Here is a 12,985-nt window from a genome sequence, read left to right as displayed (position 1 = left end):
TACAGGCCGCGGATCAGGTGGACTTGATCCGGAAGTCGGCGCCGTTCTTCGAGTTCACCGTGGTGGAACCCACGTACCAGGCGTGCATGGTGTGGGTGCCGCGGGACAGCTTGGGCAGCTTGACGGTCACGGTGCCGCCGCTCAGGGTGCCGGTGGCGATGACGTGCGAGCCCTCGTAGATCCGGACCGTGCCGGTCGGCGTGGTGCCGGTCGCGGTGACCTTGATGGTGACCTTGGCCTGCGAGAGGTGGCTGATGGAGGCCGGAGCGGTGGTGGTGACGCTCGGGGCCGCCTTCGAGACGGTCAGCGAGGCGGTCCCGTTGGACGTCAGCAGCTTGCTGTTGCCGCCGTAGGACACCGTGAGGCTGTGCGTGGCGACCTTCAGGTGGCTGGACAGGCTGACGGAGACCTTGCCGGTGCTGTCCAGGGTGCCGGTGCCGAGGGTGGTGGTGCCCTCCTTGACGGTGACCGTGCCGGTCGGGACCACGCCGTGCGTGCCGGTGACCGTGACGGCGACCTTCGGGGTCTTGCCGTACGCGGTCGTCGCGGTGGTCGCCTTCAGGGTGGTCGTGTACTTGATGTCGCCGGTCCAGGAGGCGGCGGCGCCGCTGCCGTTGAGGTTGGCGGCGGAGACCGTGGCCGTGTAGTGACCGAGGGCCAGACCGCTGAAGGTGTACGACCTGGTGGTGGCCGGGACGTCCTTGACGGCCACGACGGCGCCGTCCGAACCGGTCAGGGTCACGCGGTAGTCGGTGACGGGGAGACCGGTGGCGGCCGGGGCGGTCCAGTTCAGCTTGACGCTGCCGTCGCCACGGGTGCCACTCACGGTCGGCGCGGCCGGCGTGGCGGCGTCGACGCCGGACTCCTCCAGGCCGCCGAGCTTGGCGTGCTTGGCGAGGTTGACCGAGCCGTTGTAGGACTCGTTCACGAAGCCGAACTTGGCGATGACGCCCTCGGCGGCATCGGAGGCGAGGCCCGCCTCGTGCGAGCCGCTGGTGACGAAGACGTCGTAGAGGTCCTTGTCGAAGAAGATGCTGGTCGGGTCGATGGCCCGGCTCGGCACGACGTTGTAGACGTCACGGCCGAAGGTGGCGTTCTCGTAGTAGGCGCCGACCGGGGCGAGCTTGCCGTTCACGGTGGCGATCGGGGTGGTGGCGCCGGTGTCGCCGGGAAGCTGCACGGCCGCCAGGTGGGCGCCGGCGGCGGCCGCGGTGGTGCTGAAGTCCGGCGAGATGCCGTTGTTCTGGGCGATCCAGCTGCCCACCGAGAACGGGACGAGCGCGCCGTCCGCGTCGAGGGCGCCGTTGGCCTGGTTCTCCTGGACGGTCGCGACGGTCGGGGAGAGCGTGGCGTCGGTGAGGCCGATGGCGCCGAGGAAGAACTTGCGGGTGCCGGAGCCGCTCTGCGGGATCTTCGGGTGCACGGTCTGGCCGTTGACCTCGGTCAGCGTGCCCGAGTAGATGTCGTGGAGCTGGTCGACGGTCAGCGTGTTGAGGGCCGAGCCGCGCACCGCGACGCCCACGGCGTCCCGCGCGAACGGGATGTAGGTGAAGGCGGTGCCGGAGGTGCTCGGGCCGCTGGAGGAGCGGGCGAAGTCGACCTGGCCCTTGATGGAGACGCCCGAGCTGTCGGGGAACTTGTCGCCGGTCAGCGACATGCTGAGGGCGAGGCGGCCCTTGCCGGAGCCGTTCGGGCGCTGGAAGGTCGGGCCGCCCGTGCGGGTCTGGATGTTCGAGGTGGTCGAGCCGGTGCCGGGCTCGATCGCGTCGTACGAGGCGATGCCCGCGCCGGTGGCCGACTTCACGGCGGTGGCCGTGTAGGAGTTGCCGTTGACGGTGTCGCCGGCCAGGGCGTTGAGCACGTCCTGGGTGGTGTCCGAGCCCACGCCGACCAGGGTGCGGAAGGTTCCGGCGGGAGTGGGGTCGGCGGACGCCGGGCTCGCCAGAGCCAGCGTGCCGGACACCACGGCGGCGGCGACCATGGCCGCCGAGAGGCGCGTCGTGCGCATTGAGAGTCTCCAGAGGGTGTGCGACGTGACGTCGGTCGGATCTGGCAGGGTGGTACGGGCCGTCCGCCCCGACTGCCTTTCGGGGCGGGCGGCCGTCTGTGGGGAGCGGGGCCCGGCGGGCCCGCGCTCCGGTGGTTCAGCTCCGGCCCGGGGGCAGCCGTCGGCGCAGCCACTCGGGCAGGGAGACCGCGGGGACGGTCACCGCCCGGCCGCCGGGCAGCGGGATGCGCAGCGGCAGGGTGAGCCTGCGGCCGCCGGCGAACGGCGCGCCGATGCCGGCGACGGCGCCGAGCGCGGCTCCGACCGGGACGGCGTACCGCAGGGAGTTGGCCGGGTCGTCGGGCGTGGTGCCCAGCGCGGTGGTCTGTACGGCCTTGCCGCCGTCGTAGGACGGTGCGGCGCTCGGCTTCGTACTCGCGCCGGCGCTCGGTGTGGCGCCGTTGCCGCCGCTGTCGCCGCCCGCGGCGCCGCCCGTGGAGCCGCCCGTGCCGGTGTCGTCGGTGCCGCCGCCGGCGCCGCCGGCCGCCGCGGAGTCGCTGCCGCCCGTGGAGCCGCCGCTCGAGCCGCCGGTGGAACCGGAGCCGCCGGAGTCGCCGGACGGTGTCGGGGAGGGGCCCTTGTAGTCGACGAGCGCGTCGGCGGCCGTGGTCGCCTTGGTGCGCAGGGCGGCGGAGAGCGGGGCGTAGCCGGCCGGGAGCAGGCCCGGGTCGGCGCCGCTGGTCTGTCCGTCACCGACCGCGTACCGCAGCAGGCGCGCGTAGTCCTTGCGGGCGGCCGCGTCGATCCCGGCCGGCCTGACCGCCGCGTAGACGAGCTGGGCGAGCGGGTAGGCGCCCTCGGCGTCGGCCGTGGCCGGGGTGATCTCGGGAGCTCCGGTGCCGGTCAGGCCGGCGGCCGCCGCGGTCAGGGACGAGGCCGAGGCGCCGACGAACGCGCCGGAGGTGTTGCGCAGCCGGGCAGTCTGGAGGCCGTAGCGGGCGGCGGAGGCCGCGTCGGTGACGGTGATGACGAACCGGGAGCCGACGGTCTGGGGGCCGGGACTCTTGAAGGCCGGCGGGTTGGCGAGCGCGTCCCAGCTCGACTTCCAGAGGGTGTCGGCGCGCCGGGTGTGCAGCGCGCCGGAGTGCATGTCCTCGACGTAGGGGTGGAAGTCGGTCATGCACTGCTTGACGGTGGCGTCGGTGCCCGGCGGGATCGTGCACCAGGGGTCGCTCTTGGGGTAGTCGTCCGCGCTCGCCGGGTCGAAGGCGACTCCGGTCGGGTTACGGGACGCGGTGGTGCTGTAGTACGGGTTGACCTTGGTGCCCCAGGAGTCGACGTCACCGGCCAGGAAGCCGCGGGCGTCCTTGTCGGCGAGGATCCACTGCCACAGGGCGCGGGCGGAGTCGCTGTGTCCGAGCGAGGTGATCAGGTCGGTGTCGGTGGACGGGGTCTCGGAGACCGACAGGTCCGCGAACTCGGGGTTCAGGGAGATGAACTCGGGGTCGCTCGCGAGGCCCGCGGGATTGTCCTTGGCCCAGTCGTAGCCGGTGGCCGACGCGTCGCCGAGGACGGCTCCCCAGGGCGAGTTGCGGTACGACTCGGTGAGCAGTTTGGCGACCAGCCGCGCGTTGAGGTCGATGGACTCGACCTTGGTTCCCGCGAGCTTGCGGACGGAGTCCGGCGCGCCCGCCTTGGGTCTGCGTTCGACGGTGAAGCCGATGACGGTTCCGGAGAGCGCGACGGGCGCGTACACGGTCGGGTCGGAGGGTGCCGTGGTCCCCGTGTCGGCTCCGAGGGCGCGGGTGGTGAAGGCGAGTCCGGAGGCGCCGTCGGCGGTGAGGCGGGCGCGGGTGTCCGGCTCGCCGAGCTCCGTGTAGCCGTAGACCGTGCCCGTCGGGCACAGCGCCGCCTGCCAGCTCGTCATGGCGTCGGCCGCGAGTTCGCTGCCGGTGGTGGCGCGCTCGTCGGCGCCGAGCGCGCAGTTGGTGCCGACGGAGTTGAAGCCGAGCGGGATCGCCACGCGGTTCCTCCAGTTGGTGGAGGAGACCGGGGAGCCGGCGTTGACCTGGCTGTGGTCGGCGTAGGGGCTGCCGTCCAGGTCGAGGTGGCCCTGCGGGACGATGACCAGCCAGCAGGAGCGGGGCCTGGTACCCCCGTTGACGGTGACCGGCACACCGCAGCCCAGGTGCGGGGCCTCGTTGGCGGTCTGGACCTCGAAGTACTCCTTGCCGGTGCCGTCGGCGCCGGTGCGGGCGAAGTCGACCTCGTTGGTGGTGTTGCGGTTGAAGAAGGCGTTGTTCTGGGTGCCGGAGGTGATCACCGTGCCGTCGACGGACTTGAAGGGCACCTCGCCCGGCGCGTTGGGGTTGGCGGCCCCGTACCGGTCGTCCTGGCCGTAGTTGGCGGGGTCGGCGCTGTAGAAGACCTTGCGGGTGTCGTCGTAGTCGTTGCCGGGCCAGCTCCCGCGGTCGGTTGTCGGCGAGGCGCCGTACTGGCACTGGGTGCGCGAGGGGCCGGGGTTGGACGGCACCGTGCCGTCGTCGTCGCCCCAGCACTGCATGATCTGCACGAAGTCGGTGTTGAACAACGTGCCGGCGAACGTGGTCGGGGTGCCGCCGGACCAGGAGACCGTGACCGCCTGACTGGTCAGGTGGGTGGTCTGGTCGACGGTGAACCTCATGTCCTTGAACTCGCCGCGGCCGGAGACCGTGACGGCCGAGGCGCCGGTCGCGGTGCCCGCCGCGGAAGCGGGTGCCGCGGCCTGGGCCACGCCGAGTCCGGCCAGGGCGCCGGCGGCCGCGCCCGCGACGACGCGCAGGAGCAGCCGGCGCACGCGGAGCATCGCGCTCCCGCGCGTCCGCGGGCCCGTGCCCGCCGCCCGCGCGCCGCCGGGCCCGGTGCCGTCCGCTCCGGGGGTACGCGAGTCGGTGGTCCGCGCTCCGGTGGTACGGGAGTCGGTGACGCGTGCTCCGGTGGTACGGGAGCCGGTGATGCGGGAGCCGGTGATGCGGCGTCTCATCGCTTCTGCTCCTCTCCGGAGTCCTTGCCGGCGCCGCGCGCGGCGATCGCCCGGGACACCACGGAGGGCAGCAGGACGAGGCCGAGGACGAGGAAGGCGGCGATCAGCATGAGCGTCTGGGTGCTGGACCAGCCCTGGCTGCCGGACACGGAGACCGGCTGGGCGAGCGCGATGGTGTCGGCCGCCGCTCCGTTCCCGCCACTGCCGCCCGAGGAGCCGTTCCCCGAACCGCCGCCCGAGCCGGGCGAGAGCGTCTGACCGGTGTCCGGGTCGACGACCGGTTCGGCGCTGCCGCCGGTCCCGCCTCCCGCGGCCGACCCGCCGCCGCCCGAACCCCCGTCGGCGCTGCCGCCGCCGGTGCTCCCCGCGGTGGAACCGCCCGAGCCGGAACCGCCCGAGGCCGAACCGCCGCTCGCGCTGCCGCCCGTGGAGCCCGAACCGCCCGAACCGCCGCCCGACTTGGCGCCACCGCTGCCGGTGGTGCAGGGCGCGGCGCCCTTCTTGTCGCAGGCGGCCGGGTAGGGGGCGGTGTCGGCGAGCTTGTTGTGCCCGTCGCTGGAGAAGGTCGGGTTGTTGCAGCCCTTGATGTTGATGCTCTGGGCCTGCACGCCCGGGATGCGGCGGATCTGGTCGAAGCCCGCCTTGACCAGGTTGATCGGCAGCGGCGAGTAGCCGAGCGAGGGCGCCTGTTGCTGGCCCTGGCACATGAAGTAGTACGAGAACGCGCCGAGCGTCTTGCCCTTGGCCTTGGTGAAGGTGCCCTGCACCTTCAGCGGCAGGATCATGTACGAGTAGCTGGACAGCGGGTAGTTGCGCCGGTCGGAGTCGTTGTAGACGCCTTCGAGCTTCTGGGTCAGGTAGTCCGCGGAGTTCCGGTCGGTGTTGATCTTCGCCTTGAGCAGCGAGACCGCGACGTTCTGCGGGGTCGGCTCGGTGTAGTAGCCGGAGTGGTTGAGGACCTTGGCGACCGGATAGTGCGCGTTCAGGGCGTACGAGTAGTTGACGTACCCGATCGCGCCCTCGCCGTAGTTCTGGGCGACGTAGCCCGCGACGCCGAGGTCGCCGGACTGGGCGATCATCCCGGAGACGGTCGGGTAGTACGAGGTCTGCCCGCAGGCCCCGGAGCGGCCGACCCTGCGGCAGTAGGCCTGCCACAGCGACTTGTGCTGGTTGGCCATCCACATCGTGAACTGGGCGGTGGAGCCCGAGCCGTCGGAGCGTACGACGGGGACGATGGTGCGGTGCGGGAGCTGGATCCCCGGGTTGTCGGCCTTGATGACCGGGTCGTCCCAGGTCTTGACCGCGCCGGTGAAGATCTTGGTGACCACGTCGCCGGACAGGCGCAGGTTGGTGACCCGCTTGCCGTTGACGGTCAGGTGGTACATGAAGACGGTGCCGCCGGCCACGATCGGCATGTAGGCGTACGACCCGGACGCGGGCCGCTCGGCGGCCGAACCGTCGGTCGGGTGCGTCTGGAACGGGATGTCCGAGACGGCGAAGTCGACGGTGCCGCTGAGGAACTGACGGCGGCCGTCGGAGGATCCGGTGCCGGCGTAGCTGATCCGCATGCCGTACTGGTTGACGGCGCGTCGCCATTCGTCGACGGCGTTCTCGGCCCAGGTGGAACCGGCGCCGGATATGGGCGTGTAGCTCTCCGCCGCGGCGGGGGCCGCCAGCGGACCGGCCAGCAGCGCGGCGATCACGCCGAGCAGCGCGCCGAGCGTCCCGAGTGCCCGAAGGCGCCCGAGGGCGGTGTGGAGGTGGCTGCGCATCAGTCGGTCTCTCCGGTGGCGGGTGCGGACGGGGCGGTGGCGGGGTGCGGTTCCCCGGGGGTCTCGAACAGGGACAGGCCGGGCGCGTGCAGGTCCTCGAACCGCTCGACGTCCTTGCGCGAGGCGCGTGCGGTGCGGCGGGCCTGCCGCTTGGTCTGGTGGCCGGGGCCGCGTCCGCCGATGACCCGGGCGATGACGAACAGCACCAGGACGAGGGCCATGAGGACGGCGGCGGCGCCGAAGCCGCGGGCGATGTAGGCGGGCTCGGGCGACTTGACGAAGTTGAAGACCGCGAGCGGGAGCGAGACCATCGGCCCGCTCGTCGCGTCCGCGTTGAGCGCGGTCGTGAAGCCGGCGGTGAGCAGGACAGGCGAGGTCTCGCCGATCCCTCGGGCGGTGCCGAGGATGACGGCGGTGGCGAGGCCGGAGCGGGCGGTGGGCAGTACGACGTGCCACACCGTGCGCCAGCGCGGCGCGCCGAGCGCCTCCGCGGCCTCGGTGAGGTTGCCGGGCACCAGGCGCAGCACCACGTCGGAGGCTCGGATCACGATCGGCAGCATCATCACGCTGATCGCGAAGCCGGCCGCGAGTCCCGACTTCTGCATGCCGAGGCCGAGGATCCAGGTGGCGTACACCATCAGGCCGGCGACGATCGAGGGCAGCGCGGTCATCGCCTCGACGATGGTGCGGACGAACCGGGAGAACCGGCCCGGGATCTGGTTCAGATAGACGGCGCAGGCGAGGCCCAGCGGCACGGTGATCACCAGCGCGATGGCGATCATGGTGAGGGTGCCGAGCATCGCGTGGGCGATGCCGCCGTGGGTGAGCGGGTCGAGGGGGCCCGCCGCCTGCATGTCCTGGGTGAAGAAGTTGGCGTGCGGCAGGGCCTCGCGGCCGCGCCAGGCGGTGAAGCCGACGACCATGAACAGGCCGGAGAAGAGCAGCGTGGCCGCCGTCCACAGCACGACCGTCATGACCCGGTCGCGTACGGCCTGGCCGTCCTCGTCGAGCCCGGTGAGCACCGCGTAGATCGCCAGGAAGACGAGGTAGGCGGTGACGGCGAAGCCGAGCGCGCCCGAGAACGGGGCGAGTTGGCCGAACAGCAGCACGGTGACGCAGAGTCCGGAGGCGGCGGCGCCGCACAGGGACAGCACTCCGGTGCGGGTGACGCCGCCGATGCGCCGCGGCCGCGGCGGCTGCGGCTCGTGCTCGACCACGGGGTCGGGGTCCGCGGGAACCGTGGCCCGCACGGGGGTCGGGGTGGTCTCTTGGATGACGGTCATCTCATGCCTCGCTCTGCGCGCCGGAGCGGCTGCGGGCCACCACGGTGGAGGCGGTGAAGTTGACCGCCAGGGTGAGCAGGAACAGCGCCAGGCCAGCCGCCATCAGCGCCGACATGCCGAAGTCGGAGGCGTCGCCGTAGTGCAGGGCGATCAGCGAGGACACCGAGTTGGAGCCGGTCTGCAGGATGTGCGGCTGGATGACGAAGACCGGCGAGATGATCAGGTAGACCGCGATGGTCTCGCCGAGCGCCCGGCCGAGCCCGAGCATGGTGCCGCCGATCATGCCGCCCTTGCCGTACGGCAGGACGACCGAGCGGATCATGCCCCAGCGGGTCGCGCCGAGCGCGTAGGCGCCCTCGCGTTCGCCGGCCGGGGCCTGCGAGAAGACCTCGCGCATCACGGAGCACTGGATGGGGGCGACCATCAGGGCGACGACGATCCCGGCGACGAAGGTGGACGCGGTGAACACGCTCTCGGTGGCGAGCGGTTCGCCCGGCTGGGTGCCGTCCACCTTGAACAGGGGGATCCAGCCCAGCCATTCGGACAGCCAGCGCGACAGGCCGATGACGTGCTGCTGGAGGAAGAACAGTCCCCACAGTCCGTAGACCACCGAGGGGACGGCCGCCATCAGGTCGACCATGGTCACCAGGGTGCGGCGCAGCTTGCGCGGGGCGATGTCGGAGATGAACAGCGCGGTCCCGACGGCCAGCGGTACGGAGATCACCACCGCGACGAGCGCGATGAGGACGGTGCCGGTGAGGACGGCCGCGATGCCGAAGTTGTGGACGTCCGGCTGCCATGCGGCGGTGGTGAGGAAGGCGAAACCCCGGGCGCGCAGCGCCTGACCGGCCCTCAGCAGGAGGAAGAGTCCGACCCCCGCCATGATGGCCAGGACGGCGATGCCGGTGGCGGTGAGCTGGTGGCGGAAGACGCGGTCACCGAGCCCGCGGGCCGCGTTGAGCCGCCGCGGAACGAGCACACGGCTCTCCGCCTCGGACCATGGTCCCCCCGACCTCGTTCCGCCCGACCCCGTTCCGGCCGCTTCCGGCCCGGCCGGCTTCTCGAACGACTCGGCTCCGAACGCAGCCGGTCCAGCCGGCTCCGGTCTGTCCGGCTCCGGTCTGTCGGACGTCGGTTCCTCGGACGTCGAGTCCTCGGACTCGGATCCCCCGGGCTCTGCTCTTCCGGACTCCGGTCTGTCGGACTCCTCTTGCGCGGACGCCACCTGCTGCCCCCCACTCCGGAAACGGAACCCCCGCGCGACCGACGGCCGGTACCGCGCGCTGCGATTCAATGGCCGGATCGTGTCGCCCCAACGCGCGCGTTGTGGAGGACTGGTGAACACCACACGACTGTTCGGTGCGTTCGCCGTGGAGGATGGACGGAGCGCGGTCCTGATGATCCGCGTAGATCGCGGTATGGACCAACGGAAGAGCCCGGCGCGGTACGCCGGGCTCTGGACGCCTGAAGTTGCTTGTGGCTTGAACTAGATGGTGGACACCGCCGAGAGACGGTGCACGTCCCGGGCGGTCCCGGTGACCCCGGACAGGAAGCCCTGGGCCCGTGGCGAGGCGTTCTCCGTCAGCCAGGCCGGGTCGATGTCGCAGACCGCGACCCGCACCTCGGTGCCGGCCAGGGCGAGCGGCAGCGTGTGGACGACCGTGGACGGGAAGCTCAGGATCGTGCGGCCTATGGGGCCGCGCCGGGCGATCAGTTCGAGCGGCAGGTCGGGACGGACGATCTCCAGGCCCGTCTCGACGGCCAGCCGGTGCAGTTTGTCCGCGCTTTCGCGGCGGTGCGCGAAGTAGCGGGTCGCGCCGTGCGCCTTGGCGAGCGAGCGGACCGCGTCCAGGTAGCGGTCCGGGTCGACCACGCCCGTCTCGACGAGCGAGGTGCCGACCAGGTCCGCGCCCTTGGTCAGGCGCGGCGGCCCGAACCGGGAGCGGGTCCAGGAGAAGTCGTTGGCGGTGATGGTGACACCGTCCGGTGCCGATTCGATCGGCATCGAGGAGAAGACCTCGACCGTACGGCGTTCGCTGGGCGTCAGCCGGCGGCGGGCCGAGGCGGACACGGGGGCGAAGAGCACGTCCCGCGGGCCGGGGCGGCCGCCGCGCCGGTGCCAGCGCACCAGGCGTTCACCGCGGGCGAGCTGGGCGACGAACTCCATCGTCGCCGTGCCGTCGTCGACCACGACCAGGTCACGCGCCCTGGTGATGGTCAGCAGAAGCTGCACGTAGCGGGAGAACGGGTCCCCCATGACGATCCGCCGGGCCCGGCGCAGCAGCGGCGCCAGTCCCCCGATGGTGTGGAAGGGGGCCGTGGTGCCGCCACGCGCCTCCTCCCAGCGGACCGCGTGACCCTCGTCGCGGGCCAGTTCCGCCATCCGGCGGAGCTGGCCGCGTGTCATCGGGTCGTTGGGAGACAGGACGACGAGGGTGAGCCCCGCGCCGGGCGCCGCGCCGTTGTGGGCATGCGCGTGCGCCCATTCCAGCACGTTCAGGAGCTGTACCGGACTCTCGACGAAGGCGAGAGTGGAGGAGCCGGCGGAACCGGCGCGGGGGCTCATCGACGTACGACCGTCCCGTCGTAAGGGATTCAGGGCGTTCAGACCGAGACGGGCTCGCCCGCGGCCGCGGCGATCTCGGCCTCGGCGACGACGCCCGTGACGCGGCGCAGCTTCTTCATCGGGCCGAGCTCGGAGTCGTAGACCTTCTTGACACCGTCGCCGAGGGAGGCCTCGATGGTGCGGATGTCGCGGACGAGGCGGGTCAGGCCCTGCGGCTCGACGGAGGCGGCCTGGTCGGAGCCCCACATCGCGCGGTCGAGGGTGATGTGACGCTCGACGAAGGTGGCGCCGAGGGCGACCGCGGCGAGCGTGGTCTGCAGGCCCGTCTCGTGACCGGAGTAGCCGATCGGCACGTTCGGGTACTCGGCCTGGAGGGTGTTGATGACGCGGAGGTTGAGCTCCTCGGCCTGCGCCGGGTAGGTCGACGTGGCGTGGCACATCAGGATGTTGTCGCTGCCGAGGACCTCGACCGCGTGACGGATCTGCTTCGGCGTCGACATGCCGGTGGAGAGGATGACCGTGCGGCCGGTGGCGCGCAGGGCGCGCAGCAACTCGTCGTCGGTCAGCGAGGCGGAGGCCACCTTGTGGGCCGGGACGTCGAACTTCTCCAGGAAGGCGACGGCCTCGGTGTCCCACGGGGAGGCGAACCAGTCGATGTTCTTGCTCTTGGCGTACTCGTCGATCTGGCGGTACTCGTCCTCACCGAACTCCACGCGGTGGCGGTAGTCGATGTAGGTCATGCGGCCCCAGGGGGTGTCGCGCTCGATGTCCCACTGGTCGCGCGGGGTGCAGATCTCCGGGGTGCGCTTCTGGAACTTGACGGCGTCGCAGCCGGCCTCGGCGGCCGCGTCGATGAGCTTGAAGGCGTTCTCCAGCTCACCGTTGTGGTTGATGCCGATCTCGCCGACGACGTAGACGGGGTGGCCGGGGCCGGCGGTCTTCGAACCGAACTGGCGCAGACGGGAGTTGGTGCTCATGGCGGGGAAGTTCCTTACTTGTCGAGGGAGTCGAGAGAAGGGCCGAGGATCCAGCTGGCGATCTCTCGGATCGCGCCGTCGCCACCGGGGACGGTGGTGACCGCGCGTGCGGCGCCGCGCACGACGTCGTGGGCGCTCGCGACCGCCACCGGCCAGCCCACGAGGGCGAAGCAGGGGAGGTCGTTGACGTCGTTGCCGACGTAGAGCACGCGCTCTGGCGCGATGCCCTGCTCCTCGCACCACTGCTTCAGTGCGAGGTCTTTCCGGTCGATGCCGTGGAGGACCGGGATCTTGAGCTTCCGGGCCCGGGCGGCGACGACCGGGTTCTGTTCCGTGGACAGGATCAGCATCGTCAGCCCGCTCTTGCGGAGGGCGGCGATACCGAGGCCGTCCCCGCGGTGCACGGAGACGAACTCCCGTCCGTCGGAGTCGATCAGCACCCTGTCGTCGGTCTGGGTGCCGTCGAAGTCGAGGACGACCGCGTCGATGTCGTCGGCGGTCGGCAGCGAACCGGGGCGGTTCGCGTCGAAGAGGGGGGCCAGCGCGCGGGCGCGGGCGAGGTCGTGCGGGTCGTCGATCTCCAGCACGCGGGCCGGGTCGGTGCGCACGAGTTCGGTGCGGCCGAAGAAGCGGTGCTTCGCCTCGCGGAAGCCGGTGGCCTCCATGGCGTAGACGGCTCCGGTCTCCAGGAGGTCCTGGGGGCGGTCCTGGCGGCGCGGCCGGAACGACTTGTCGTGGTTGACGCCGTAGCCGCCGCTGGTGGCGGTGTCGGCGACCAGGACGCCGGTGCGGCCGTCGACCGCCGCGTGCCCGGTCTCGGCGGCCACCGCGGCGGTGGGCTCGTCGTCGCCGTCGCGCCACACGAAGCCGTGGAAGGGGGCCACGGTCAGTGCCGTGTCCACGCCGTTGGTGACGATCGCGTCCACGACGCCGTCGACGTCCTCGCGGATGATGAACGGGCTGGTGCACTGCACGAGCAGCACCACGTCGACCGGGGAGCCGTGCAGCGCCTCGTGCGTGTCCATGGCGTGCAGGACGGCCGCCTCGGAGGTGGCGGTGTCCCCGGCGATGGCGGCGGGGCGCAGCACGACCTCGGCGCCGGCCTGACGGGCGGCCGCCGCGATGGCCTGGTCGTCGGTGGAGACGACGACGTCCGTCACGAGGCGGGCGGCGCGGCATTCGCGCACCGCGCGGGCCACCAGCGGCACACCGCCCACGGGCAGGAGGTTCTTCGCGGGGACGCCCTTGGAGCCGCCGCGCGCCGGGATCACCGCGAGTACGCGGCGCGCCGGGGCGGCCTTGCCCGCTTCCGAGTTGGTCATGCGCTGTTCTCCTTGACGAGGGAGGTGAGGGAGGCGTGGGGGGCGAGGGGCGGCGG

8 protein-coding genes are annotated in these 12,985 nt (G+C 72.1%); all 8 read right to left on the bottom strand.

Annotated features, from left to right (window positions below; all coding sequences use genetic code 11):
* Positions 1-13 precede the first annotated feature (13 nt).
* The 8 genes from ACZ4TO_RS21115 to ACZ4TO_RS21080 all read right to left on the bottom strand — a co-directional run bounded on the left by ACZ4TO_RS21115 (position 14) and on the right by ACZ4TO_RS21080 (position 12,929).
* Positions 14-2,008 carry an Ig-like domain repeat protein gene (locus tag ACZ4TO_RS21115; RefSeq protein WP_385047548.1) on the bottom strand — a complete coding sequence of 665 codons (1,995 nt, stop codon included), beginning with the start codon at positions 2,006-2,008 and terminating at the stop codon, positions 14-16.
* Between the two features lie 136 nt (positions 2,009-2,144).
* Complete coding sequence (locus ACZ4TO_RS21110; protein ID WP_468024963.1) at positions 2,145-5,009, bottom strand: hypothetical protein; 2,865 nt, start codon at positions 5,007-5,009, stop codon at positions 2,145-2,147.
* Positions 5,006-6,781, bottom strand: coding sequence for a substrate-binding domain-containing protein (locus ACZ4TO_RS21105; protein ID WP_382793347.1), 1,776 nt, complete (start codon positions 6,779-6,781; stop codon positions 5,006-5,008). Before ACZ4TO_RS21105 ends, ACZ4TO_RS21110 begins: the two co-directional genes overlap by 4 nt.
* Complete coding sequence (gene pstA, locus ACZ4TO_RS21100) at positions 6,781-8,064, bottom strand: phosphate ABC transporter permease PstA (RefSeq protein ID WP_382793345.1); 1,284 nt, start codon at positions 8,062-8,064, stop codon at positions 6,781-6,783. The genes ACZ4TO_RS21105 and pstA overlap by 1 nt, the downstream gene beginning before the upstream one ends.
* A gap of 1 nt (position 8,065) precedes the next feature.
* Positions 8,066-9,043 (bottom strand): phosphate ABC transporter permease subunit PstC, encoded by a 978-nt coding sequence (pstC, locus tag ACZ4TO_RS21095; protein ID WP_385047541.1) that lies wholly within the window; start codon positions 9,041-9,043, stop codon positions 8,066-8,068.
* A 507-nt stretch (positions 9,044-9,550) separates the two neighbouring features.
* A complete protein-coding gene (locus ACZ4TO_RS21090; protein ID WP_382793339.1) occupies positions 9,551-10,630 on the bottom strand; it encodes a hypothetical protein in 1,080 nt (359 codons plus the stop codon).
* A gap of 38 nt (positions 10,631-10,668) precedes the next feature.
* Positions 10,669-11,607 carry an N-acetylneuraminate synthase family protein gene (locus ACZ4TO_RS21085; protein WP_382793335.1) on the bottom strand — a complete coding sequence of 313 codons (939 nt, stop codon included), beginning with the start codon at positions 11,605-11,607 and terminating at the stop codon, positions 10,669-10,671.
* Between the two features lie 14 nt (positions 11,608-11,621).
* A complete protein-coding gene (locus tag ACZ4TO_RS21080) occupies positions 11,622-12,929 on the bottom strand; it encodes a cytidylyltransferase domain-containing protein (protein ID WP_468024962.1) in 1,308 nt (435 codons plus the stop codon).
* Between the last annotated feature and the right edge of the window lie 56 nt (positions 12,930-12,985).

The organism is Streptomyces sp. NPDC028298, assembly GCF_055565895.1.
This window is presented reverse-complemented; position numbering and strand designations above follow the sequence as displayed.

Bases quoted from the DNA above. Each gene is read 5' to 3' on its own strand.
- ACZ4TO_RS21115 (WP_385047548.1), bottom strand. From the start codon at position 2,008: ATGCGCACGACGCGCCTCTCGGCGGCCATGGTCGCCGCCGCCGTGGTG.
- ACZ4TO_RS21090 (WP_382793339.1), bottom strand. From the start codon at position 10,630: ATGAGCCCCCGCGCCGGTTCCGCCGGCTCCTCCACTCTCGCCTTCGTC.
- ACZ4TO_RS21085 (WP_382793335.1), bottom strand. From the start codon at position 11,607: ATGAGCACCAACTCCCGTCTGCGCCAGTTCGGTTCGAAGACCGCCGGC.
- ACZ4TO_RS21080 (WP_468024962.1), bottom strand. From the start codon at position 12,929: ATGACCAACTCGGAAGCGGGCAAGGCCGCCCCGGCGCGCCGCGTACTC.
- ACZ4TO_RS21105 (WP_382793347.1), bottom strand. From the start codon at position 6,781: ATGCGCAGCCACCTCCACACCGCCCTCGGGCGCCTTCGGGCACTCGGG.
- pstA (WP_382793345.1), bottom strand. From the start codon at position 8,064: ATGACCGTCATCCAAGAGACCACCCCGACCCCCGTGCGGGCCACGGTT.
- ACZ4TO_RS21110 (WP_468024963.1), bottom strand. From the start codon at position 5,009: ATGAGACGCCGCATCACCGGCTCCCGCATCACCGGCTCCCGTACCACC.